This is a genomic window from Flintibacter sp. P01028 (assembly GCF_041925235.1).
Taxonomy (GTDB): Bacteria; Bacillota; Clostridia; order Oscillospirales; family Oscillospiraceae; genus Lawsonibacter; species Lawsonibacter aceti.
Map to the genome: position 1 here is coordinate 372,004 of NZ_JBHEVC010000002.1, position 23,792 is coordinate 395,795.

Annotated in this window: 20 protein-coding genes and 1 riboswitch; of the genes, 8 read left to right on the plus strand and 12 right to left on the minus strand. The window is 55.9% G+C overall.

Translation table 11 applies throughout. The features are described from left to right. Positions 1-9: 9 nt before the first annotated feature. The 6 genes from holA to ACEVJK_RS06095 form a co-directional block, all read right to left on the minus strand. A complete protein-coding gene (holA, locus tag ACEVJK_RS06070; RefSeq protein ID WP_262670287.1) occupies positions 10-1,047 on the minus strand; it encodes a DNA polymerase III subunit delta in 1,038 nt (345 codons plus the stop codon). A 28-nt stretch (positions 1,048-1,075) separates the two neighbouring features. Next, the gene (locus tag ACEVJK_RS06075) at positions 1,076-3,394 is read right to left on the minus strand and encodes a DNA internalization-related competence protein ComEC/Rec2 (protein WP_374740219.1); all 2,319 of its coding nucleotides are present in this window, start codon (positions 3,392-3,394) and stop codon (positions 1,076-1,078) included. A 36-nt stretch (positions 3,395-3,430) separates the two neighbouring features. Continuing rightward, on the minus strand, positions 3,431-4,054 hold the full coding sequence (locus ACEVJK_RS06080) for a folate family ECF transporter S component (RefSeq protein ID WP_147571921.1): 624 nt from the start codon (positions 4,052-4,054) through the stop codon (positions 3,431-3,433). 76 nt (positions 4,055-4,130) lie between these two features. Then, positions 4,131-4,260: riboswitch (THF riboswitch) on the minus strand. Between the two features lie 171 nt (positions 4,261-4,431). Further along, positions 4,432-9,333 carry a M20/M25/M40 family metallo-hydrolase gene (locus tag ACEVJK_RS06085; protein WP_374740220.1) on the minus strand — a complete coding sequence of 1,634 codons (4,902 nt, stop codon included), beginning with the start codon at positions 9,331-9,333 and terminating at the stop codon, positions 4,432-4,434. 313 nt (positions 9,334-9,646) lie between these two features. Next, complete coding sequence (locus ACEVJK_RS06090) at positions 9,647-9,838, minus strand: helix-turn-helix transcriptional regulator (RefSeq protein ID WP_374740221.1); 192 nt, start codon at positions 9,836-9,838, stop codon at positions 9,647-9,649. Between the two features lie 2 nt (positions 9,839-9,840). Continuing rightward, on the minus strand, positions 9,841-10,137 hold the full coding sequence (locus ACEVJK_RS06095; protein WP_240287563.1) for a hypothetical protein: 297 nt from the start codon (positions 10,135-10,137) through the stop codon (positions 9,841-9,843). A 208-nt stretch (positions 10,138-10,345) separates the two neighbouring features. Here ACEVJK_RS06095 and ACEVJK_RS06100 point away from each other — a divergent pair, with 208 nt between their 5' ends. The 3 genes from ACEVJK_RS06100 (at position 10,346) to ACEVJK_RS06110 (ending at position 13,052) form a co-directional block, all read left to right on the plus strand. Then, entirely contained in the window at positions 10,346-10,750 is a 405-nt protein-coding gene (locus tag ACEVJK_RS06100) for a Mini-ribonuclease 3 (RefSeq protein WP_147571924.1), read from the plus strand. Between the two features lie 41 nt (positions 10,751-10,791). Continuing rightward, positions 10,792-12,567: an NFACT family protein gene (locus tag ACEVJK_RS06105; protein ID WP_374740222.1), complete on the plus strand. Its 1,776-nt coding sequence runs from the start codon at positions 10,792-10,794 to the stop codon at positions 12,565-12,567. A gap of 215 nt (positions 12,568-12,782) precedes the next feature. Next, the gene (locus ACEVJK_RS06110; protein ID WP_147571926.1) at positions 12,783-13,052 is read left to right on the plus strand and encodes a DUF6514 family protein; all 270 of its coding nucleotides are present in this window, start codon (positions 12,783-12,785) and stop codon (positions 13,050-13,052) included. Positions 13,053-13,090: 38 nt separating this feature from the next. Here the strand turns inward: ACEVJK_RS06110 and ACEVJK_RS06115 are convergent, their stop codons facing one another. The 5 genes from ACEVJK_RS06115 to trmD form a co-directional block, all read right to left on the minus strand. Next, positions 13,091-13,216 (minus strand): sodium pump decarboxylase gamma subunit, encoded by a 126-nt coding sequence (locus ACEVJK_RS06115; RefSeq protein WP_147571927.1) that lies wholly within the window; start codon positions 13,214-13,216, stop codon positions 13,091-13,093. Between the two features lie 24 nt (positions 13,217-13,240). Continuing rightward, a complete protein-coding gene (locus tag ACEVJK_RS06120; RefSeq protein WP_147571928.1) occupies positions 13,241-14,392 on the minus strand; it encodes a sodium ion-translocating decarboxylase subunit beta in 1,152 nt (383 codons plus the stop codon). Positions 14,393-14,638: 246 nt separating this feature from the next. Further along, positions 14,639-15,229, minus strand: coding sequence for a hydrolase (locus ACEVJK_RS06125; protein WP_207721983.1), 591 nt, complete (start codon positions 15,227-15,229; stop codon positions 14,639-14,641). 81 nt (positions 15,230-15,310) lie between these two features. After that, positions 15,311-16,147, minus strand: coding sequence for a DegV family protein (locus ACEVJK_RS06130; RefSeq protein ID WP_147571930.1), 837 nt, complete (start codon positions 16,145-16,147; stop codon positions 15,311-15,313). Between the two features lie 81 nt (positions 16,148-16,228). After that, positions 16,229-17,008: a tRNA (guanosine(37)-N1)-methyltransferase TrmD gene (gene trmD, locus ACEVJK_RS06135; protein WP_147571931.1), complete on the minus strand. Its 780-nt coding sequence runs from the start codon at positions 17,006-17,008 to the stop codon at positions 16,229-16,231. 186 nt (positions 17,009-17,194) lie between these two features. On the opposite strand from trmD, the gene ACEVJK_RS06140 reads away from it, so the two are divergent. Beyond that, a complete protein-coding gene (locus tag ACEVJK_RS06140; RefSeq protein ID WP_147571932.1) occupies positions 17,195-18,547 on the plus strand; it encodes an MBL fold metallo-hydrolase in 1,353 nt (450 codons plus the stop codon). A gap of 102 nt (positions 18,548-18,649) precedes the next feature. After that, the gene (locus ACEVJK_RS06145; protein ID WP_374740223.1) at positions 18,650-18,769 is read left to right on the plus strand and encodes a rubredoxin; all 120 of its coding nucleotides are present in this window, start codon (positions 18,650-18,652) and stop codon (positions 18,767-18,769) included. A 39-nt stretch (positions 18,770-18,808) separates the two neighbouring features. Here the strand turns inward: ACEVJK_RS06145 and ACEVJK_RS06150 are convergent, their stop codons facing one another. Beyond that, positions 18,809-20,056 carry a glycosyltransferase family 2 protein gene (locus ACEVJK_RS06150; RefSeq protein WP_262670389.1) on the minus strand — a complete coding sequence of 416 codons (1,248 nt, stop codon included), beginning with the start codon at positions 20,054-20,056 and terminating at the stop codon, positions 18,809-18,811. A 357-nt stretch (positions 20,057-20,413) separates the two neighbouring features. Here ACEVJK_RS06150 and ACEVJK_RS06155 point away from each other — a divergent pair, with 357 nt between their 5' ends. From ACEVJK_RS06155 to ACEVJK_RS06165, 3 genes are read left to right on the plus strand one after another with little or no spacing between them, the layout of a single operon-like run. Continuing rightward, positions 20,414-21,526 carry an ABC transporter ATP-binding protein gene (locus ACEVJK_RS06155; protein ID WP_262670390.1) on the plus strand — a complete coding sequence of 371 codons (1,113 nt, stop codon included), beginning with the start codon at positions 20,414-20,416 and terminating at the stop codon, positions 21,524-21,526. A gap of 6 nt (positions 21,527-21,532) precedes the next feature. Further along, positions 21,533-22,165, plus strand: a complete 633-nt coding sequence (locus tag ACEVJK_RS06160; RefSeq protein WP_147571936.1) for an ABC transporter permease — start codon at positions 21,533-21,535, stop codon at positions 22,163-22,165. Continuing rightward, positions 22,162-23,694, plus strand: coding sequence for a glycine betaine ABC transporter substrate-binding protein (locus ACEVJK_RS06165; protein ID WP_374740224.1), 1,533 nt, complete (start codon positions 22,162-22,164; stop codon positions 23,692-23,694). Before ACEVJK_RS06160 ends, ACEVJK_RS06165 begins: the two co-directional genes overlap by 4 nt. The last annotated feature ends 98 nt before the right edge of the window (positions 23,695-23,792 follow it).

Below are 23,792 nucleotides of genomic sequence, written 5' to 3' on the forward strand. Positions count from 1 at the left end.
CCCCGTTTCTCAGGCCGGATCGGCCAGTTCCAACAGAAGGGTAGTCAGCAGCTCCTTGCCGTCCTGTCCGGTGGACTTCATCGCCAGATCGGTCTGACCGCAGCGGACCACGGCCTTCCGGCACCACTTTAGGGAAAACCGCCTGGCGCTTGTCATCAGCTTGTCGGCCGGGTACGGCTTCAGCTTCCACAGGTCCGCCACATAGGAGGCCCCTTTCCCCTGCTCCAGGGCCAGTCTGGCCGAGTACAGCTGCCGCATCTGTCTGCCCAGAGAGGCCATAATGACATAGGGCGTCTCCTGCATCTGGTACAGCTCCCCGAGTACGCCCGCAGCCCGGTCAAAATTTTTCTCCCCAATGGCATCGGTCATGCGAAAGACCACGGTATCCAGCTGGGGAGTGGCCACCGCCTCAATGTCCTGCCGGGTGATCTGCTCCCCCTTGGCATAGGCCCCGACCTTCTCGATCTCGCCCACCAGGTTGTGCATCAGATCGCCGCACAGAAAGATGAGCTCCGACGCCAGACGGCTGTCGATCCGCTTGCCCAGGGCACGGAATCGGCGGGTCACCCACTTTACCAGCTCATTTTCCTCCTGCCGGACAAAGTTTACCACAGTACCGTGCTCCTTTATGGCCGAGGCGAGCTTGGTCCGGGCGTCCAGCTTGTAAGGAATTAAGTCATAGACCAGCACGACACAGCAGTATTCCGGCAGCTGCGAAAAAATGCGGATATAGTCCTCCCGGTCCTTCTCACCTGTTTTTGACAGGTCAAAATCCGTCACCAGCACGACAGTCCGCTCCCCCATCATGGGCAGGCAGTCCACCGCCTCCTCCATGGCGTGAGGGGACATATCCTTGGGGGCGATTTCATGGAGGTTAAAGGCCCCCATCCCACCAGCCAGAAGTTTGTCCTTCAACTGGCCCAAATAGTGGTCCCGAAGATATGTCTCCTCCCCGTGAAAGAGATAGAGCTGACCGAAAATTCCGCTCTCCAGATCTTTTAAAAATTTCTCGTAGCCGGCAGTATCCGGCTTTCCCTTGGGCGGCATGGCGCACCCTCCTGTTCTTCTGTTTGGTTCACCCCTCGGCGGGAGCCTGCCCATCTGCCCGGACCACCACAGTCCCCTGGAGGTCCGTGCGGTAAATCAGGGCTCCCACCCCGTCCAGACGCTCCAGCGTTTCCGGGGCGGGATGTCCGTAGCTGTTCCCCTTCCCCGCAGAGATGACAGCCAGCTCTGGCCGCACCCGCTCCAGCAGCTCTCCTGTGGTGGAATCCCGTGAGCCGTGGTGCCCCGCCACCAGCAGGTCAATGTCTGGAAGGTCCGCATGGGCCAGCAGCTCTTTCTCCGACTCCCCGCTCATATCCCCGGTGATGAGGGCCGCAAAGCCGCCGGAGGAGGCCAGCACAGTCAGTCCCAGCTCGTTTGTCTGCCTACCCTGGCCCACAGGTGGAAAGATCTCTATGGAGCGCCCCTCACCCAGGTCAAAATTGGTATCCCGGCGGATAAAATACAGCTCGCTTCCCCGCTCCTGGGCCAGAGCGATGATCTCCTCCCGCAGCGGATCGCCCTCCTCCACGTCGGGCAGGGCAATTGTCCCTACAGGGATCCGGCGCAGCAGCTGGGGGATGCCGTTAGCGTGGTCGGTATGGTAATGGGACACTACCAGCAGATCCAGCCGGGCCATTCCCTGGGCCTGGATGTAGTCGGCGGCCACATCCCCTGGGTCTCGCTGTCCCTCTCCGCCGCAGTCCACCAGCGTTAGATAGTCCCCAGTCCGAAGGAGCACGCTCTGCCCCTGGCCCACGTCAAGAACGGCGGCAGTCAGCTCCCCCGCCCGAAAGGCAAGCGCGGAACAGAGCAGGCAGAAGGCCAGCGTGGCCGCTCCGGCGCACAGCGGGACCAGTATCCGCTTCTTCCCCCGGATCAGCAGCGCCGCTCCCAGCATCAGGTAGAGAAAGACGACCCAGGCCCGATAATAAAAAGAATCCATAGGCAGGGCGGCCAGGGAAAGAGAGGACATTCCATCCACCACCCAATCCAAATAGCGAGCCAATGCTGTAAAGGGTATTGCCATAACAGCCGCCGCCCCTGGAAGGATAACCCCAAAAACGCCAAGCCACAACCCCGCCACAAAGAGGACGGCTACCGCCCAAAGGGTCAGCAGATTCGCCAGGGGCGCGATCAGGGAGAGATAACCAAAATAGACGGCTACCAGAGGTACCGTCAACAGGGACGCGCCCAGTGTGGCGGATAAGGTGGACACCAGGAAATCCGGGACCACAAGAAGCAACCTAGTCACAGGACTCTTTCGAGGGCCCTCCAATCGAAGCAGCCTCCGCATTCCATTCTGGATACGATCAGATACCAGTAATATCCCAGCCACCGCGCCAAAGGACAGTTGAAGGCCGAGATGGGCGGCGGAAAAAGGGTTCCAGGCCAGCAGGCCCATCAGGGCCAATCCCAGCGCGGTGGCCCCGTCCCTCTCCCGGCGGAACAGAGGGGCCAACTGGAGCATCGATATCATCACCGCCGCCCGGAGCACCGAGGGCGTATTGCCCGCGATCCCACAGAACAGCACCGCCCAGACGAGGTTTGCAACAGCGGTGGACCGCTTTCCCCTGCCCAGTAGGAGCGTCAAAAGGCCGGACAAAAAGGCCAGATGCATCCCAGAGACCGCCACCGTATGACTTAGCCCGGTGCGCTGGAGGGATGTGGTAAACTGATCGGTCAGCCCATCCCGGTTTCCGGTGACCAGAGCCTGGATCAAGGGAGCGGTATCCTTCGGAAAGGCGGCGCTGATCCCCGCCTTCAGCTCCTTCGACAGGAGGGCGGACCAGTACCGGATGGGGACTCGCTCCGGACGCTGAATGTCCAGCCGTCCATATGCATGTGCCCGGAGAAAGATGCCTTTGGCGGTATAGTAGGTGATCTCCTCCCCTGTCAGAGTCCGGTCCCCAAGGGTGCAGTGGGCCACCGTAGAGAGCCGGTCTCCGGGTTTGACCTGGCTTCCCTGCTCATCCAAGTAGAGAACGGTGGACAGGGATATCCCCCTGTCCGTTTTCATCTTTATCAGCACGGACCAGCCGTAGTCCCCCTCCTGGGGCCAATCGGCCGCCTCGGCGCAAAGAAGGACAGTCTGCCCATCCAGTTCTCTGGCTGGCTGGAAAAATATCTGGATATAAGCAGCTGTCCAGGCCAGCCCCAAGGCGCAGCCCGCACAGACCAGGCGGAGGGCCAGTCCACTATCCCCCAGCCCACGACGAAAAACCAGCAGGGCAAGGAACAGGAATCCCGCAGCCACAGCACCGGCAGGAAGCCAATTCTCTGGCAGGAGCCGGGCGGCCGCAAAAACAGCCCCGGAAAAGGAAAAGGCCAGAATCGCCAATTTCCGCATGGTCCGGCCCTCCCTTTCGTTTGAATCAGCTTGGGGTCAGAAGAAGGAGATCAATCCCTTCGGCCCCAACTGGTTCGGGATGATCCTCATCTGGCGCAGAATGGGCAGCAGGGCCTGATACAGGATATAGAGCAGAATCGCCTTCGGAACGATAGTCAGCAGATTTTTCCCCAGACTGGGGACAAACCAGCCCCAGTAGCCTCCGCCCCGGACCATCATCGTCCACACCGACCCCAGCGCGGCATTGACCAGCAGATTGACCAGCAGATTGGCCAGCACCAGCCGCCACACCGTGATCCTTGCCCGGTAAAAGCACAGAGCGTATGCGAGCACCCCCAGCATGGTGGATAGGGTATAACCGAAAAAGAACTCGCCGGTCGGCTTTAGGATAAAGCCCAGAATATCCTCCACAAACCCAAAGGCCAGCCCCAGCACAGGGCCGCATACCAAGGCGCAGAGGGACCGGGCCAAAAATCCGAAGGACAGACTGGTGTGCCCGATAGGGATGCTGGGTGGAATGGACAGGGCCCGGGTCAGGGCCACCATCAGCGCGGCAAAGACCAGCATTTTAGGGCTGGACAGAGCCGCCCTCGCCTGCCGCCAATAGGACGGGGTAAGGGGGGTACGGTAGAGTTGGTCAACACTTTGTGTCTGTGGCATAAAAATACCTCCTTTTGTTTTTCGGCAGCCCCGGAAGGGAACGCCGCACAAAGGAAGCAATTTTACCCCGATATGCGGCAGCGGGATGCGGACCACCCACTGCCGCGGGCCGCTTGCGCGGTACCGCTGTTCGTCCGGCGGACAACTCCCCGTCCCGCCGACACTAAAGGCCGGAACCCGGCCAGCACGTGTGATCCTACTCTGCCATGAAAGTAGTTTATAACGTCTGGCCGAAAAAAGCAAGTCCAATCTATTGTTCCGGTCACCTGTTTTTGCCCTTCCTCCGGGCCTTTTCCCCACTGAATGTTGGAAAAGGCATATCTAGCAAGAACAGGAGCGGGGCGCCTCATAGGGCGCCCCGCTTGCAGTACCTATATTTACTTTGCGATATTCTCACAGAAGTTCATAAAGATCTGCGCCACCTCGGCACGGGTGGCCCCGGCGGTAGGCGCCAGGGTGTTGTTCCCCTTGCCGGACAGCAGACCGGCGTTCACCGCCCAGTCCATGGCCTTCACGGCATAGCTGGAGATGGAGGAGGCGTCCAGATAGCCCTCTGTACCCTTGCCGCTCTGGCTGGTCTTGTACCCCTCGTTCTGGGCGTAGCGGTACAGGATGGCCGCCAGCTGCTCCCGTGTAATGGGATCGTTGGGGCCGAAGGTGTCGCCGTAGCCGGACACGATGCCCTCACCGGCCGCCCAGGAAATGGTGTCGGCGTACCAGGCGCCCTCCGCCACGTCAGCGAAGTCAGCGCTGCCGGCCGCGGGCTTGCCCTCCAGGCTGTACAGCATCTGGGCCACCATGGCACGGGTCAGGGTGCTGCCGGGGGCGAACTCCCGGTCGGACACACCGGACATCAGGCCGTTGTCCAGAGCGTAGTCCACCGCCTCATGGTACCAGGCGTCCTCGTCCACATCCCGGAAGCCGGCGGCGGGGCAGGTATCCTGGTGGTCGATCTCCACGAAGGAGGCCTCAATGGTCACCTTGGACCGGGGCATCTTGAAGGTATACTTGCCGTCGCCCTTGTCGGTCAGTTCGATCTCGTCCCCGTTCTTGTCGGTGACGGTCAGCTCGTCCAGCTCATAGCCCTCGTCGGGCTTGACGGTGATGGTCACCGTCCGGCCGCTGGAGGCGCTCTTGGGGGAGACAGTCACGCTGCCGTTTTCGATGTTCTTGTCCACGCTGATGGAGTAGCTGCTGGAGCCGCCGCCACCGCCGCTACTACCGCCACCTGTAATCTGGTCCGTGTTGAGCACAGCATAGATTGCATCCGGGGACTGGAAGCAAGCGTCCTTCCCATCGTCGCCGAATAGGAAGAAACCGCGCTTCTCGATTTGTCCTCGCTCAGGGAAAGGATTCTCGTTTCCGGCAGCCAGCCAATCTTCATTCAGCTTAAACAGGTCGGTCTTGGAGTCGGCCATCACGGGCTCGACACCGGTATACTCGCCGTCGATGATAGCCACATTGACCGCCACATAGACTGCGTCTTCATTATTCTCATCCACACGGATAGAGAAGTAGTCCTCAGCCTTCTGATCGTCAGGAACGGTCAGTGCGACGGAAGTACCATCCTTCAACAGACTGAAACTGACCATATCCAGTTCTCCGCTGCGGAGAGCGTTCCAGTCAGCAGAACTCATGTCGCTGGGACGTTCATACTTAAATTCAAGGCGCATGGGCAGAACAAAGTCGTTCTCCTGGAAGTCTTGATCGTCCAGAGACAGGTACACGCCACCTGATTCGTGCCCCAGATCATATGCAATCTGGCTCTTGGTGCCGTTCCCCCGTTTGGCCCACATATGAATCTCAAAGTCAGTGGCACCGATCAATTCATCTCCGTCCAGAATGGTTGTGCTGATTTCATCGGATGCGTCCTGGTAGGTGTCAATGGTTACGTCCAGCAGGTCCAAGTCGGCCCGGTCAGCATTAAGGCCTTCCAGATCCGCCCACATAAACTGTGCGCCCGCGGAGCCAGAGTAGCGGGCCATCTCCAGCATTCCGTCAGCCATCATCTTGGTCATTTGCACAATGGACTCAACGCTGATGCGCTCGTTGGCGGAGTGCCACCAACGCTCGTTACCAGGGATGACAGCGCCAAAGGCGGTCATCTTATTCTGATAGTCACTGGCCAGAGTACCGCCTGTGGTACCAACGGGATAGCTGATGTCCAGCAGTTCATTGGGACCGCTGAACTCATCGGGAGCAAACCTAATAGTTGCCTTATAGCTGGCATACTGGAGAGCGGTCAGGGGATTATCATGGGTCAGGTACAGACTGGGTGCGGAGAAAGACGGTACGTTTCCAGAGAGAGCAAAGCCATTCTTCTCACAAGCACTTACTACCGCCTGGGTTGCTGTCTTATAGTCGGATTCATTAGAGTGGATGCTTCTGATGACCAGGGGAATTTCCAAAGTCTTGCTTTCCTGGTCATAAAATGGGAACTTCGAGGGGTCCTCGTCGTTAATCGTGCCCATGGGTGCGATGGTCAGATTGGCTGTTCCGTCATTGGGGTTACGCAACAGATCTTCGGGGATGTCCATGTATTTGCCAATATAGGCTTCGCCCTCAACGCAGTTCTGGAAGAACAGGTTGGAGATGCCATCGGCGGCCTTTTTCAGCTCCATGTCCTCAGGGAGCGCCTGGGACAGGAGGTACATCCCCCAGACCACGGCGTTTTTGCTGTACATGGGCATAGGATACTCCATGGGCACATCGGTGTTGATCTCCATGGTTAAGGTGCTGTTATCTTCGGTCAGTTGGACTTTCTGGGTCTTGCCATCTTCCTTGGGCAGCCAGCCGCACTCCTCGGCGGCCTGTTCTACCTTCCGACAGAATTCCTCCACAGCGGCCTTCTCCGCATTGGAGGTGTCCAACACGAAAATAGCACGGGAGGCAATTTGGTTGGCACTACCGTACACGATGTCCTTCAGAGTGGGGTCGCCTTCGCGCAGGGTCACGCCGGCGCCGGTGCTTACTAAGGCGAAGGGCTTACCTAGGTCCCCTGAGAGGTTCATAGTAAGCGTGGGAGTCCACGCTTTTGTATTGCCTACCACCACAGGAAACCGGGAATCAGAGGTATAGGCAGCGATGGGGATTTCTTCCCGGTTCAGCGTCTTATAGGTCCAGTTGTCATAGAAGCTAGGGGCGCTGTAATATGGAATATCGATATAGTTCAAAGTGTCGTCCGCACTCGGTTTTGCAGGACTTCCATCCTCATAGCAGCCCATGACTATGCGGATGCGGCGGTCGAACTCCACACCGGAGTCCTGAAGGGCCTTAGCCGCAAAGAGGGTAGCCAGGGTGGGACCGCTGTCGTCCTGGACGCCAGCGCCGTACAGCCAACCGTCCTTTACATAGGGGGTGTGGTAGGCTGCTGGGTCACCGCCTTCTGCACCCAGCTTCCCGGTTGGATCTCTCCAGCGTTTCAGCTGGGCATCAGAAATTGAGCCGGTAGGCGAGTCCAAATGACTAAGGGCCATGACCATTTCGGGGGCGTCGGGATCGCCAATTTCTACATAAACGTACTTATCCTCCTGGCGCTGGACCACTTCTAGCCCTAATGCCTCACCCAGTTCCTTGACCCAAGCTAGCTTGGCTACCTTGCGATCATGCTCATTTTTATTGGCCTCGGTGTTGGGCACATAGAATGGATACTCCGTTGGCGCGTCACCAGATGCAGTTGCGCCATAGGAGATAGAGTCATAGCTAGAGCCCTCAGCCAGAGCCCCTACCAATGTATAAGGATTATATGTTTCGTCTCCGACCACCATGTCACCAACGTAACCGGCCAGGTTATCTACAGCCTCGTGAATTGCGGCGCGCTCCTCGTCAGTAACAGTGAACTCATAGGTAACTGCGGGCTGGAACGGCTCATCATCTCCTTCATCACCGCCACCTGGGATCTCTTCCTCTTCTTCCTCAATCTTGAGTCTGGCATACTCAACCAGAGCCCGCAGAGGGGCGTTGGACAAATCCTGGTCCACGTCAATGTCCCTGGTATCCTCCAGAGCGTCACGCTCAGGATGCCATTGAAGCGCCAGAGCGAATGTAGCCTCTTGGTACTCCACAGCCTCGATGATGCCGTCGGAGGACTTTGCCACTACGGTCAGTCCATCGGCCAGATTTTCAGGATCGATGGACTGATGGTGGGCAGTGGCAACCAGTTCGATCTCATCAGAGCCGATAATGTCATACAGCCACTTGGAATCCGTCGCAATACCTATGCCATCGCCGTCTGTGCCGGCGTCCAGTTTATGATAACCCTTACCGCCGCTGTGGACCAGCCCGTCAATCTGCACGCGCAGGTGACCAGCTTTACAGTCTTCACCAAATTCGGTGTAAGTTCCAGTCCCTTTGTCGTAGGTGCTGCCAAGTTTTTCTCCGTCCTCGTCATACTTGGTGTAGCCAGTGTCCTGTACGGACTCAGCCAGGATTTCGGGGATTCCTTCAAGGCCGAACTCTTCACAGACGGTTTCAAGCTGGGCCATTTCCGACTCAGAGGGGCCGGAAAGCACGCCAGTGACGCGGGCAGGAGAGATCTTTCCTTTGAGCACCTGCTGCCCCAGATAATAAGGTACGTCCTGGATCAGTTTGCCGCCGAGGGCGACGTTGAAACCCTGCTCACCCCGGCAGACGGCCAGCAGAGGCACGTCTAGTTCAACAGCCTTACGCATCAGGTAAATATCTGAGGTATCACGGGCATCGTTCCAGCCGGAAGACCCGTGGGGAGTTTGTATTTCATGATAGAGGTCAGGATTCCAGTCCTCTCCGCCAGTAAAGAAAATACCGTCAATAGAGGAAAGGACATCTGCGGCCTCTTCTTCCGTTTTCACCTGTGGCAGAAAAACGGAAATTGCGCCGTTGCGCTCAAACGCCTCAGCGAAGCCACTGTAATCACTTCCAATGGAATCTTTCTTCCAGGAAATTCCGATAATGGGGCGTTCGGCAATGGATTGTATCTCTGTAACTGAACCGTCTGTAATGGTTAGATTTGCGGTAATTGCATCGCCGAGGTCATCAGGCGTGCCGAGGGCGGTTTTCAATTCGTCAATGGAACTAATGCCCTCTCCTGACACATGAGTTGCCTCTGTCATTGCGGAGGAATAAACTACGTTGTACTCTAGCTCATTATCTGCATTGATCGTGTAAAGAATGGCATCTTCCACTTTCGAGCCCTGTGCGGCGGGCTGTGCAGAAACGCTCACCGTCAGTAGCCCCATAAGCATGGTGAGTACCAAGAGCATACTGATCATCCGGGATGTGCGCTTGCTGGGAACGTTCATTTTTTGACCTCCTTTTTTAATGTGCTGTGCATCAGGATGCCGAAGCAGAGCTTGCAGTATAGGACGACTTCCCATTTACCTCCTTATTCATTTTAATAATCTGCTATCGGCATCCTGAAAAAGTGTACTTTTATAAATTTGGAGATTAGAATAAAAACAAAATTAAATTGTTGCTTTTTTCTGGCGTTAATGCTATATTTGATATTAGAAAGATGTACTGTCCAAAATTTGGAAAAGTACACTTTTATAAATTATCCAGATTCTTCCTATAAAAACTCCCCCTGTCCTCATAAGGACAGGGGGAGTTTCTTTTTCATTCACATCGAAACAGGGCATCCACCGGAGTGCCCAGCACCCGGGCCAGGCAGAACGCCAGGGCCAGCGTCGGGTCATACTTATTGTTCTCGATGGCGTTGACCGTCTGCCGGGATACATGGCAGAGCTTCGCTAGCTCCTCCTGTGAGATGCCCCGCTCTTTTCGCAGCTCACGGATCCTATTCTCCACGGTCAATCACCATATTTCTTTCTATAAATCATCAGCACAACAAAGTAAATCGTCGCTGTCGAAGCCAAATGAATAAAGGGATTGACGGCCATGGGCTGGCTCCGCACCAGATTTTCAATGATATCCAACACCAGGGCACCAGAGGCCCCCAATAATGTATAGGTACTGGTCTTCCAGACAATCATCTGCCTCCGCTCATCCCCCTGGCGCACCAGAGAGACGATCATCCCCACATCCAGCACAATCAGAAGCAGCAGAAATACGCCAAAGGCCAGCAGGCCGATCTCCGTCATAGTCATAACCAGGTTCCTCCTACTCCATATTGATATATGTCAAACTCTTTTGACATTTTTAAGATATCATAGACTTCAAAATATGTCAAGAGTTTTTTACATTTCGATTCTGTGGACTCTGTAACTGTCGCAACCCGCTCCTCACCCACCCTTGTATTTTCCACTCAGACGTGGTATCATAAGGGGCCAAAATCCGCAGGGAGGTCTTATTTTGATGACTGACTATTTCCATCTTGATATGGGCCGGGATCAGCTTCTGGCCCTGTCCAGCCTCGGGCTGGCCCACTTGGGGGACAGCGTATTTGAGGTGATGGTACGCTCCTGGCTCTGCCTCCATGGCAAGGCCAAGGTAAAGGACCTCCACCGGGCGACCGTAACCTATGTGGCCGCGCCCGCTCAGGCCAGGCGGCTGGAGCGAATCCTGCCCCTGCTTACCCAGGAGGAGGAGGATGTCTTTCGGCGTGGACGAAATACCGCGCCCCACTCGGTCCCCAAGGCGGCCAGCCGGGGAGAATACCAGGCTGCCACCGGACTGGAGGCCCTGTTTGGATGGCTGTATCTCCAAGGGAGGACAGAGCGGCTCAATCAGCTGTTTGAAGTGATGATGGGAGAGGAATAAGCGCCCCATCCCTCCCCAGTTCTTTTGCGAGGTGGATATCTATGCCCTTAGACGCACTCTGCCTTTCCGGCATCGTCCATGAATTGAATACAGCGCTGGCAGGTTCCAAGATTGATAAGATCTATCAGCCCGGCCGGGATGAGATCCTTTTGGCTCTCCGTACCCAAGGGGGCAACGCAAAGCTGCTGCTGTCCGCCAATCCCAGCCACCCCCGGCCCCAGCTCACTCAGCTGCCCCGTGAAAACCCCGATACCCCCCCTATGTTCTGTATGCTGCTTCGCAAACACCTCACCTCTGGGAGGATTCTGGAAGTCACTCAGCCTCCGCTGGAGCGGGTGGTAGAATTTCGTCTGGAGGCCCTGGACGAGCTGGGCGACCGGGTGGAACGCCGACTGATGCTGGAGGTTATCAGCCACCGGGCCAATCTGGTCCTGCTGGATGGCGAGGGCCGCATCCTGGACTGTATCCGCCGGGTGGACTCCGGCCTGTCTGACGGCACCGGGAGCGGACGGCTCCTCCAGCCTGGGATGTTCTACCGCCTCCCCCCCGCCCAGAGCAAGGAGGACCCGCTACATGCGGACAGGCAGCGGCTGGAGGAACTGCTGTCCACCGCCCCAGACGAGGCCCAGGCCGACAAATGGCTGTTGGACACTTTTGGAGGACTCTCTCCCCTAGTCTGCCGGGAACTGGCCCAGCAGGCGGGCGGCAGCACCGACATTCGTCTGAATGTCCTGGGCCCGGCGGGCCGGACCAGGCTGTTGGACCAACTGGAACGGCTCATTCGTTCCGTGAAGGAAAACCACTTTCATCCGACGCTTATCTACCTCGATGGGAAGGCAAAGGATTTCACATTTCTTCCGGTTACTCAGTATGGTGGAGCGGCGAAGCTGGAGAGCTGGCCCACTTTCTCCGCTATGCTGGACCAGTTCTACGAGCAGAAAGAAAGTCTGGAACGGATCAAACAGAAGGGGCAGGATTTGATCCGCTCTGTCACCAACGCCAGGGACCGCACCGCCCGGAAAATTGGCAATCAGGAAAAGGAGCTGGTCGCCACGCTGGACCGCGACCGACTTCGTGAGCTGGGTGACATCCTGACCAGCAGTCTCCATTTGATGAAAAAGGGGATGTCCCGACTTCGGACGGTAGATTTCTATGACCCGGATGGCAAGGAAGTAGACATCAAGCTAGATCCCCTCCTGACTCCCCAGCAGAACGCCGCAAAGTATTATAAGGATTATAACAAGGCCAAAAAGGCGGAGGAGATGCTGACCATCCAGCTTGAGAAGGGGCGCAAGGAGTTAGATTACCTGAACAGCGTTCTGGAGAATATCACTCTGGCAGAGGGGGAGCGTGACCTTCAGGAGATCCGTCAGGAGCTCACCGACACCGGATACCTGCGCCGCCAAGCCAAGGCGCGTGATCGAGGGAGGCGGGTGTCCTCCAAGCCTATGGAGTTCCGTTCCTCCGCCGGGCTGCGCATCTCGGTAGGTAAAAATAATATACAGAACGACCTGCTCACCTGTAAACAAGCCTTCAAGAGCGACATTTGGTTCCATACCCAGAAGATACACGGCTCCCATGTCATCCTGTGGACCGAGGGGAGGCAGCCCGACGCCCAGAGCCTGACCGAGGCCGCGGGTCTGGCCGCCTGGTTCTCCCAGGGCCGGGACAGCGGCAAGGTCCCAGTGGACTATACGCCGGTAAAGTATGTGAAAAAGCCCGCTGGTGCCCGCCCCGGCATGGTGGTATACACCACTTATGAAACCGCCTGGGTGACCCCTGATGGTGAGCTATCCAAGCGCCTCCGCGTCAAATGACCCCTCTCCCCTCCGCCGGTTCTGGCGGAGGGGATTTCTTTTCCCCTTAACGTCTCTTTTTTCGACCCGTTTTTCCTTTTCTCCTCTCTCTGGCTAAAAAAGAGTGTCGAATAGCAGCGAATTGGGCTCTCTTTTGCGATATCTTTTTCTTTTCATTCTCCCATTACCCACTATATAATGTATTTACAACGAAAATCCGGGAGATGAAGCACAAGATGATGGAAATGAAAATCGCATCAAGAAGCTGCGCGGACGACCTAGGAAGACAGCGTACATTTCACTACTATCTCACAGTGGATCAGATACCCGTTGGTCAGTTCTGCTGTGAGGACTATGGTGTACGGATTGACGAGGAAGATGGGGATTCCGCCTCGGTGCCATCCATTACCACAAGCCCTGTCCGCATTGATGAGCTGATGACCCTTTTAGTGGACAACCTTGTGGGACCTGTCAGTCTGGAGGACGTAATAGATGACTGGAAATAAATCGTGCCGAGCCCACTTAGGTGGGCCCGGCACATCTGTTACTTCTTTCGGTTTTCAAACTTCTGCATCAGGGCTACCAGCCCGGCAATCAATCCCAGCACCACAAAGATGCCCAGCATCCCCTGCCCCATCATTCCAAGGGCATGGATTATATTCTCATTCATATTCTTTTCCTCCTTGTTCCACTGTTACAGGATAGGATTATTAGCGAAATACTGCAGTACCACGCCACCGGCCACCACAGAGGCGATCTGTCCGGACACGTTAGCGGCTACCGCATGCATCAGCAGGTGGTTCTGGGAGTCAGCCTCCTGCCCCATCTTCTCAATGACCCGTGAGGACATGGGGAAGGCAGAGATGCCCGCGGCGCCCACCATGGGGTTGATCTTATTCTTTGGGGTAATCAGGTTGAGCACCTTGACAAAGAGAACACCCACCACCGAGTCCAGCACAAAGGCCACCAGGCCCAGCCCCATGATCATCAGGGTCTGCCACTGAACGAACTGCTCTGCCCGCATGGAGAAGGAAATCGTGATGCCCAGCAGCAGGGTGATCAAGTTTGCCAGCTCGTTTTGAGCCGTCTGGGACAGGCTGGTCAGCACGCCGCACTCCCGAATCAAGTTGCCGAACATAAGGAAGCCCACCAGTGCCACCGAGGAGGGGGCCACCAGACCAGCGATGGCGGTAACCACGATGGGGAACAGGATGCGCAGCCGCTTAGACACTCCCTGGGCCCGATAGGGCATCCGCATAGCCCGGTCCTTTTTTGTGGTGACCAGCTTGATGGCAAAGGGCTGGATAATGGGTACAAGGGCCATGTAGGAGTAGGCCGCCACGGCGATGGCACCCACATAGTCGGATTTTAGTATCTGGGACACCAGGATAGAGGTGGGCCCATCAGCGGCGCCGATGATACCGATAGAAGCGGCATCCTTCAAGTCAAAGCCCAGTCCAGCCGCAAACAGGATGGTCAGGAAGATGCCCGCCTGGGCAGCCGCGCCACACAGGAACAGCTTGGGATTGGCCAGCAGGGGGCCGAAGTCTATCATGGCGCCAATACCGATAAAGAGCAGGATCGGCATGGCCTCGCTGGCCTCAATGCCCACCTCAAAGAGCCACTGGATGATACCGTGGGTCTCTCCGATGCCCTCGCTGACTTGGTTGATAACTCCGGACAGGGGCAGGTTTACCAAAATCGCGCCAAAGCCCATGGGCATCAGCAGTGCCGGCTCAAACCCCTTTTCAATGGCCAGCCAAATAAGCAGTCCGCCCACCACATACATGACAACCTGCTGTGGCGTAATGGACAGCACACCCTGCCACAAAAACTCAAGTCCCATTCTTCCGACTTCCTTTCTCTTCCAGCTTCAATATCTTTGTGTGGGAAGTTTGCCCGATATCCGTAAAAAAAGACCTGCGTTCCCATATTTGGAACGCAGGTCTGGTCATTTCAGGCAAAACCAGAAGGCGACTGGCACCTTCATGCTTGTTGGCTTGCCGCGCGGAGGGCCGCGCCGACTACTCCCCTTAACAGCACACATCGTATCACATACTTCCTGCCATTGTCAAGGACCGGGCAGGATTTTTTAATCTTTCTTAACGAGGTCTGTCATGGCCTGTTCAATCGCTGCTTCCTCCTGCCGCATGGCTCGCAGGGTCATATCTAGCAGCTTATCAAGGTCCCATCCCAGCAGCTCTGCCCCTCTGGCGATTACATCCCTGGAGCAGCCAGCGGCGAACTTCTTGTCCTTAAATTTCTTTTTCAGCGATTTGAGCTCCATATCCGCCACACTTCTGGAGGGACGCATCAGAGCGGCCGCCCCAATCAGTCCGGTAAGCTCATCCGCAGCATAGAGTACCTTCTCCATCTCATGTTCAGGTTTGATCTCCACCCGCATTCCCCAGCCGTGGCTCGCTGTCGCGTGGATGATGGGCTCCTCTACTCCAGCCTCCCGCATCAGCTCCTGGCTTTTGACGCAGTGCTCCTCCGGCCAGCGTTCAAAATCCAGGTCGTGGAGCAGGCCCACCAGGGACCAAAACTCCTTCTCTTGACCATAGCCCAGCTCCTGGGAGAACCATCCCATGACGTGCTCCACGGTAATGGCGTGGCGCAGATGGAAGGGCTCCTCATTGTATTTGGTCAGCAGGTCCCACGCCTGCTGTCTAGTGATAGACATCATATCCACTTCCTATTTTTTCTTTCCTATAGCCCTTTTTCTGTAAAGGACGCTTCCCCACAGTCCAGACCTACAGAAACTTTAATAGGCGGTCACAATACCGCCGTCGTTGGCATAGACAGAGGTGATACCTCCGGCTTCCAAAATAATGGTCTGGGCAAACTTACATTTGGCTTCTACCATATCCTTAACCTGAAAGGCCCGCTCCAGACAGTTGCAGTGGGTGATGGCCAATGTCTTGCCCTGGTGCCCCGGATCGCCGGCCATTTTATCCACCATCTTGACCAGAGCCTGTCTGGTGGTGAGGGCCTGACCCAGCTTGCATATCTCCCCCTCTGGGGTTGCGGCCATAAGCAGCTTAATCTTCAGCGCTCCGGTGACCACTGCCTGGAGTCTAGTTAGGCGACCGTTCTTTCTCAAATTCTCCAGGGATTCCAATACGAAAAGGGTCTGCATCTGGTAGATGAACTGCTCCACCTCCCGCACCACATGCTTAAAGGCCATACCACTGGAGGCCAGCTCCCGTATTTTCAGGGCGGTAAGCACCTCACCGGAGGAGGCGGAGCAGGAGTTGAACACATGGACATTGACTTGGGGCTCCTCTTCCTCCAGTAGGAGCTTACCCTGGACCGCACTGTTATGGGACCCACTGAGTAGAGCGGACAGGGTAACTACATAGACATCTTCCGCTCCTCCACGGTAGGCATCCAGATAGGACTGAGGCGATGGACATGAGGTAGAGGGAGCGTCTTCGCTCTGTCGCATGGACCAGAGCAGATCAGCCTGATCGAAGCCCTCGTCGTCCACAAAGGTACTGCCATTCGAGCGGATGGTCAGTGGCACCTTAACAAAGCAAGGGTCCTTCAGCATCTGGGGGGATAGGTCGCAGCAGCTGTCCACAACGATTTTAAAACTCATGTATCCCATCTCCAAACATAGTCTTTAAAATTAGATTGTGCAAACTAGTTTACCACACCCTTCGTGGAAAGTAAAGAAAAATCAGTCAGGGGTATTCTCCGCATAGGGCCTCTCATCTCTCAGCTCCTCGTCCAGCTCCTTTAACAGCTTTCTGTCCTCTTTGGATGAGAGGTCCAGCTTCTCATACAGGTCCGGCCGACGCTCCCTAGTTCGGAGGATGGACTGCTTTCTCCGCCACTGTTCCACTTTGGCGTGATTGCCGGACAAAAGAATCGGGGGCACTGTTCGGTCGTGCCATACCTCCGGTCTGGAATACTGAGGCGCCTCCAGCATACCGTTCCAATGGCTTTCGTTCTCATAGCACGATGGGTCAGACAGCACGCCGGGCACCAGCCGGCACACAGCGTCGGCCACCGCCATGGCGGGGATCTCGCCTCCGGTCATCACAAAATCTCCAATAGAGATCTCTTCATCCACACACTCGTCGATAAACCGCTGGTCGATCCCTTCATAGTGCCCACAGACCAGGATAATGCGCTGATAGTCGTCCTTCAGTCGTCTGGCGTCGGCCTGCCGGAAGGTCCTGCCCGCCGGAGACATATAGATAGTGTGGACTCTCTCCCCCGCTTCATCACAAATATGCTTCCAGCATTGATAGAGGGGATCGGCCTGCATGACAGCACCTCTTCCGCCGCCGTAGGGGTAATCGTCCACCTGTTTCTGCTTATTTTTTGTATAATCCCGGATCTGGTGACAGTCGATGCGGATATAGCCCCGCTCCTGTCCCCGCCCTAAAATAGACTCGCATAGCATATCTCCCACCACGTCTGGAAATAATGTCATAATATCAATGTGATACATGGAACGGCCACTCCCTCCTATCGCAGCTATTTTGTCTTATTATACGGTATCTTTTCCTCTTTTTCAATGTACTTTTCCGAAATCAAAAGCTTCTAATAAAAAAGAACTATTCCTACTATCTTTTTGGAAGAAAATGTGGTATGATAGCGGTGGTAAAAATCTCCTTTTAGAAAGTGAGGTCCAGATATGTACTGTATCCGCAAAGTGACAAATGACTTGCTGTGGATTGGCGGAAATGATCGGCAGACTCCCAAGTTCGAGGCCGCCCACCCCGTTCCCAGAGGGATGTCCTATAACTCCTATCTCCTTTTGGATGAGAAAACCGTCCTCTTTGACACGGTGGATCGGGCCGTTCAGACCCAGTTCTTTGAAAATCTGGAGCAGGCCCTCCATGGACGCAAGCTGGACTATGTCTTTGTCCACCACATGGAGCCCGACCACGCCGCCACCCTGGGCGACCTGATGATCCGGTATCCCGAGGCTCGCATCGTATGTAATGGCAAGTCGGTGAACATGATCCGTCAGTTCCACTGCGCAGATCCGAACCACGCCATTTTGGTCAATGAGGGGGATACGATCTCCACTGGCCGGCACACCTTTACCTTTGCCAACGCTCCCATGGTCCACTGGCCCGAGGTGATGGTCAGCTACGACAGCACCGACAAGATCCTGTTTTCCGCCGACGCCTTCGGCACCTTTGGCGCATTGAACGGCGTCCTCTTCGCCGATGAGTTGGACTTTGACCGGGATTGGCTGGATGAGGCCCGGCGGTACTACACCAACATCGTGGGCAAGTATGGCCCCCAGGTGGCCGCCCTGCTGAAAAAGGCTGCCGGGCTGGATATCCAAATGATCTGTCCCCTCCACGGCCCCGTCTGGCGTAAGGACCTGGGCTATATTCTGGACAAATACTCCAAGTGGGCTGCTTACGAGCCCGAGGAGCAGGGCGTCCTCATCGCCTTTGCCTCCATTTACGGAGGGACCGAGACTGCGGCCGCTATCCTGGCCTGCCGGCTGTCTGAGTTGGGCATCCGGACGGAAATGTATGATGTGTCGGTAACTCACTACTCCTATGTGCTGTCCGACTGCTTCAAGTACAGTCACATCGTCTTTGCCTCCCCCACCTTCAATAATGGTATCTTCGACCCTATGGAGCACCTGCTCCGTGACCTGCTCCATCACAACCTGCAAAACCGGAAGGTAGCCCTGATCCAGAACGGCTCCTGGGCCCCCGCCAGCGGGAAGCTGATGACCCAGGTACTGTGTGAGATGAAAAATATGGAGTTGCTTCAGGAGCCCATCACTCTGAAGTCCGCTCTTGCCCCAGGTCAGGAGAAAGAGTTGGAGGAATTGGCCCAGGTATTGGCCGCCTCTGTCAAAGGTGAGGCATCTACTCCTGTCCAGGAGCCCGCGGCGGACAAGCCCAAGGGCTTTGTATGTAAGATCTGCGGCTTTATCTATGAGAGTGACACCCTGCCCCCTGATTTCGTCTGCCCAATCTGCCGTCGGCCTGCCAGTGACTTTGAGCCTGTCACCTGACTTTTCTGGCGGCTGACGCGAGCCTTCTATTCTAGGGCCGGCCGGTAAAGATATCGGTCTTTTGATAGCCCCTGACCACCAAGGAAGGAAGGAGGATGCCTGGTGAAGTATATCTGCGATCTGTGTGGTTTTATTTATGATGAGGCCACCGAGGGCCCCATGCCTGACGACTATACCTGCCCACTGTGTGGGGCTGACAAGAGCCACTTCCAGCCCGAATAAAAAAAGCCCCGGACATCTTGTGGATGTCCGGGGGCTTTTTTACCGGGTCAATGCCTCCGGGATGGTGGCACGGGTATGGCGGATCTCCTCCCATACGGTGGTCTTTTTCACAAAGCTGCCAAAGGTGATTGGGATCCAGGACAGGAGGAACAGCCAGTACAGGGCCAGCGCCTTCCACAGACGCCTGTCCCATTTTCCCTCCACAGCCAGCACCAGTCCGGCCGCCAGGGTGGAGCCAAGGGCGGTCAGGCCCAGATTGAACACCAGGGCGCCCAAAAAGGCCGCCAGAGCCTGTCCGACCGTCTGTCCGAACAGAGCGGCCGCCAGAGAGGACAGCAGGAGATTGGCTACCGCTGCCACCTGATAGGCTGGAATCATCAGAGTAAAGCCCAGATCCGCCAGCCGGCCTCCTCCCTCCCGGCAGACGGAGGAACCAACGCGGGAGAGATAGGCCTGGGCTACCTGGAGCGTGCCGCTGGACCACCGCCGGCGCTGCTTGACGGACTCCTCATAGGTAAGTGGCTGCTCGTCATAGGTGACAGCCTTTGGCACCCACCATACCTTTTCTCCAGCCAGAACGCACTGGGCAGTGAGTTCCAGATCCTCGCTGATGGTGGAGGAGTTCCAACCGCCCAGCTTCTCCAGTGCTTTTGAGGAAATCATGAAGCCGGTCCCTCCGATCATGGCCGAAAGGTCCATCCCCGCTTTGCCCCCGTTGTGAAACCGGTCCATCATCCAGTAGTAGATGGAACAGCAGCCGGATATCAGGGTATCGTAAGGGTTTTTGCTATCCCGATAGCCCTGTGCGGCACGGGCTCCGGACATATAGGCGTTATTCATCTCAGTCAGAAACCGACTGTCCACCACGTTATCCGCGTCAAAGACGCACCACGCATCGTACTCCCGGCCCCGGAGGCGGTTATAGGCAAAGCGAAGGACCTCGCCTTTGCTGCGCACCGGAAAGGGACACTCCAGCACCCGGGCCCCGAAGTTTCGAGCGGCCAGTGCCGTGTTGTCCACACAGTTGTTTGGAATGACCCAGATATCGTACAGTTCCTGGGGATAGTCTTGCATTAAAAGACTATTAATGAGGGGGCCGATGACCAGTTCTTCGTTTCGTGCGGCAACCAGAATGGCGAAACGTGTCCTGGCCGGGTGCCAGCCACAGTCCACTGGCTTTCTCCAGGACATGAATCCGGTGAGCAGGTAATATCCTCCCCACAGGGCCACGGCCAGACCTGATATGCCCGTCAGTGTCAGAATGGCTGATAGCAGCAGTCTTTCCATATTGTTCGCCTCCCTGTCTTGTTGCTTCTGATCCTAACAGGAAAATATTAAGGATAGACTGCTGGATTCATTAAGATTTGGTAAAGCTATTCTTAATCTCTCCCTCCTCACGCTCTTAATACTGCCTTATTTTTCATCGACTAAAATTTACATTTTATTAATTTGACAGCTTTTCCAATTTTTGATATACTAGTTTTGTGAATTATGCCCTTTTTCACTCATTTAAAGTCACCTAAGATTTCTGTCTGCGGATACCAATCGCTATTTTCCCCACTGGCGTTTTTCTGTTCTGATGTGGGGTGATTTTTTCCTTATGGCCCGGCCGTCTCTTGCGGCCAACGGAAAAGGAGGTCTATATTGCTTCGATTCGACCATGTTTCTCTCTCTTACGGCAGTCAAACCATATTAAATGATCTATCCTTTGAAATACAGGAGGGACAGTTTGCCGTTCTCATCGGCCCCTCCGGCTGCGGTAAGACCACCACGCTGAAGATGATAAACCGGCTCATCCAGCCCAACAGCGGACATATTTATCTAAATGACCAGGATATCAGTGCCGTGGACCGGGTAGAACTCCGCCGTCACACAGGCTATGTCATACAACAGATCGGTCTGTTCCCCAACATGACCGTCGCACAGAACATCTGTGTGGTGCCCAAACTGCTGAAATGGCCCAAGGAGAAGTGTGATCAGGTAGTCCATGACCTGCTGGAAATGGTCAATATGCCCTTTGACCAGTATGCCCACAAGTATCCCTCGGAGATGTCTGGTGGGCAGCAGCAGCGCATCGGCATCCTCCGGGCGCTGGCCGCCTCCCCTCCCGTTGTCCTGATGGATGAGCCCTTCAGTGCTTTGGACCCCATGACCAGGCGCTCCCTCCAGATTGAAGTCAAGAATCTGCAGCAAAAGCTGAACAAGACCATTATTTTTGTCACCCACGACATGGAGGAGGCTCTGGATCTGGCCGACGTCATCATCTTTATGGACCACGGCAATATTGTGCAGATGGCCCCGCCGGAGGAGATGCTGGAAAATCCCGCCACCGACCAGATCCGGGATTTCCTGGGTAAGCATCACGCCGGGCCCTCCCCTGAACAGCTGACGGTGGACCACTTCATGCGTACCGGAATCATTACGGTCAACCAGAACCGTGGTGTCAACGAGTGTGTCAGCCGGATGCAGCACCACAACGTGGACACCCTGCTGGTGGTGGATGAGTACCGTCACTATCAGGGCACTGTCTCCATCGCCGACATCCGCCTCACCGGCCATGTAGTCAAGACCATAGGCCCTCTGGTGCGGAACAGCACGCCCACGGTCCACAGGGGCGACAACGCCAAGGAGTGCTTTGACCAGCTGGTATCCAGCGGCTTCCCCTATCTGGTCGTCCTGAATGACGATCAGACGGTGGCCGGCATCATCACAAAGACCAGCATGGCCTCCGCCATGGCTGAACAGCTGTGGGGGTGATAGCGTATGTCCGAAGTATTGCTGTCCATTTTGCAAAAGACCGCCGAACATACTGGTTATACCCTCATCAGCGTGGCCATCGGCTTTGTACTGGGCCTCTCCCTGGGTATTGGACTTTCCCGCTTGCCTACCCTGGCTAAGTATCTGCTTCCCCTGTTATCTATCTTGAACACAGTACCCGGTATTGTCTTTATTGGTGTGCTGTTCATTCTGATCGGTATGACTCCGGCCACCGTCATCATTGCCCTGTCCATTTACGCCATGTTCCCGGTGTTGAAAAACACGGTCACCGGACTGAATGGCGTGGACCCCCAATATAAAGAGGCAGCCCGCGGCTGCGGCATGAGCCATTTCCAGAGGCTGTATCTGGTGGAACTGCCTCTGGCCATGCCCACCATCATCGGTGGGCTTCGGCTGTCCACCGTTTATACCGTCAGTTGGGCCGTACTAGCCGCCATGATCGGAGAAGGCGGACTGGGCGACTTTGTCTATAAGGGCGTCAGCAGTAACAACAACGAGCTCATCCTCCAAGGGGCCATTCCGGCGGCTGTTCTGGCCCTCACACTTGGCGCTCTGGTGGATCTGCTCCAGCGTCATGTGGTCCCCCGGGGCCTGCGGAAAGGCGGGGTGGGGAAATGAACGTTGCTTTGATATGGGACCATCTCTCTCTGGTCCTCTCCGCCCTCATCCTGGCTGTGGGCGTCGGTGTTCCCCTGGGCCTGCTGGCTTACCTGTTTCCCCGGTTTGGAAAAGCCATTCTCTGGGTGGTAGACCTGATCCAGACCGTCCCCGCCCTGGCCCTGCTGGGCATCATCATGGTGGTAATGGACCCCGGCTCCCCTACCGCCGTCATCGGTTTGACTCTATATTCCCTGCTTCCCATCGTACGCAATACCTCTCTCGGCCTGTCCCAGGTGCCTGAACACCTGAAGGAGGCGGCCACTGGCATGGGAATGAGTGGGACCTATCGGCTGCTCCATGTGGAAGTCCCTCTTGCGGTCCCCATGCTGGTCACAGGCATCCGCATCGCCGCAGTCAACGCCATCGGCACCGCCGTGTTTGCCTCCTTCGTGGGTGGAGGAGGTCTGGGCGGCCTGTTCTACACCGCCATCCGTCAGGAAAATATGGGCATGATCTTCGTGGGCACACTGGTACTCATGGTCATGGCCTTTGTCTTGGATGCTGGACTGAGCTATATGGAACACAGGCTGTCCAGCCACAGTCGGAAGAAGCTGCCCACCCCTGTCAAGGCCGTGGGCAGCACGGTCTTAGCCGTAGCCGGTGTTGCTCTGGTGGTATCTATGTTTCTCCCCGCTGATACGGGAGGCCAGCTCACCCTCTATGATGGGGACTACTCTGAGGTGAAGCTGATGCATTCCATGGTGGAGCAATTGGTGGAGGATAAGACCGATCTGGAAGTGGTGATCCTGGACCAGATGACTCAGGTGAACAACCACAATGAATTAAAGGGCAGCAATCCAAGCTGTGACTTGATGTTCAGCTATGACGGGACCATCCTCACCACCTTCCTTGGGATGGACACCACCGACATTCCAGAGGGAATGACGCTCTATGACTTCGTCAACCAGACAGTGAGTGAACTAGAAGGCCTGCATATGTTGGGCAAGGTCGGTCTGAATAACACCTATGCCATCGGCGTGACCCAGAAAATCATTGACCGCTATGGTGTCTCCAAGATCTCTGACCTTATCCCCATCGCGGGTGAGCTTCGCTTCGGCGCGGAACATGAGTTCTATACCGAAGAGGGCAGCATGAAGTATCAGCCCTTTGTAGATTACTATGGACTCACATTCCAGTCCGCCAAGCCGGTGGACGTGGTTCTGAAGTACAACGCCGTAGAAGAGGGCGCCTTTGACGTCATGGTGGTCTACGCCACTGACGGCCTGAACAAGCGTGCCGGCCTGACCATTCTGGAGGACGACCAGGGCTTCTTCCCGGAGTACTATGGGGCATTTCTGGTACGCAACGACCTGTTTGATGATTTTTATGAGGCTGCGCCCAATCTGGAGCAGGTTTTGGAGCTGCTTACCAACCAGGTATCCAGTGAGGATATGGTGGAGTTGACCTATGCCGTGGATGTCGACGGTCGTTCCGTACAGGAAGTCGCCCGAGAGTTTCTAGTAAACAAGGGCCTGCTGGCACAGTAAATATGATCCGGCCCCCTCAGAATAGTCCGAGGGGGCCTTTCCCATTTTATGTATAGGGACAATCTCTCCCCTCATACCCTGTATCAACACAGAATTCG

Coding starts and splice junctions, on each gene's coding strand:
- ACEVJK_RS06140 (WP_147571932.1), top strand. CDS start 17,195: ATGTACTGTATCCGCAAAGTGACAAATGACTTGCTGTGGATTGGCGGA.
- ACEVJK_RS06095 (WP_240287563.1), bottom strand. CDS start 10,137: ATGACTATGACGGAGATCGGCCTGCTGGCCTTTGGCGTATTTCTGCTG.
- ACEVJK_RS06080 (WP_147571921.1), bottom strand. CDS start 4,054: ATGCCACAGACACAAAGTGTTGACCAACTCTACCGTACCCCCCTTACC.
- ACEVJK_RS06160 (WP_147571936.1), top strand. CDS start 21,533: ATGTCCGAAGTATTGCTGTCCATTTTGCAAAAGACCGCCGAACATACT.
- ACEVJK_RS06150 (WP_262670389.1), bottom strand. CDS start 20,056: ATGGAAAGACTGCTGCTATCAGCCATTCTGACACTGACGGGCATATCA.
- ACEVJK_RS06075 (WP_374740219.1), bottom strand. CDS start 3,394: ATGCGGAAATTGGCGATTCTGGCCTTTTCCTTTTCCGGGGCTGTTTTT.
- trmD (WP_147571931.1), bottom strand. CDS start 17,008: ATGTATCACATTGATATTATGACATTATTTCCAGACGTGGTGGGAGAT.
- holA (WP_262670287.1), bottom strand. CDS start 1,047: ATGCCGCCCAAGGGAAAGCCGGATACTGCCGGCTACGAGAAATTTTTA.
- ACEVJK_RS06115 (WP_147571927.1), bottom strand. CDS start 13,216: ATGAATGAGAATATAATCCATGCCCTTGGAATGATGGGGCAGGGGATG.
- ACEVJK_RS06100 (WP_147571924.1), top strand. CDS start 10,346: ATGACTGACTATTTCCATCTTGATATGGGCCGGGATCAGCTTCTGGCC.
- ACEVJK_RS06105 (WP_374740222.1), top strand. CDS start 10,792: ATGCCCTTAGACGCACTCTGCCTTTCCGGCATCGTCCATGAATTGAAT.
- ACEVJK_RS06125 (WP_207721983.1), bottom strand. CDS start 15,229: ATGTCTATCACTAGACAGCAGGCGTGGGACCTGCTGACCAAATACAAT.
- ACEVJK_RS06130 (WP_147571930.1), bottom strand. CDS start 16,147: ATGAGTTTTAAAATCGTTGTGGACAGCTGCTGCGACCTATCCCCCCAG.
- ACEVJK_RS06085 (WP_374740220.1), bottom strand. CDS start 9,333: ATGAACGTTCCCAGCAAGCGCACATCCCGGATGATCAGTATGCTCTTG.
- ACEVJK_RS06110 (WP_147571926.1), top strand. CDS start 12,783: ATGATGGAAATGAAAATCGCATCAAGAAGCTGCGCGGACGACCTAGGA.
- ACEVJK_RS06120 (WP_147571928.1), bottom strand. CDS start 14,392: ATGGGACTTGAGTTTTTGTGGCAGGGTGTGCTGTCCATTACGCCACAG.
- ACEVJK_RS06165 (WP_374740224.1), top strand. CDS start 22,162: ATGAACGTTGCTTTGATATGGGACCATCTCTCTCTGGTCCTCTCCGCC.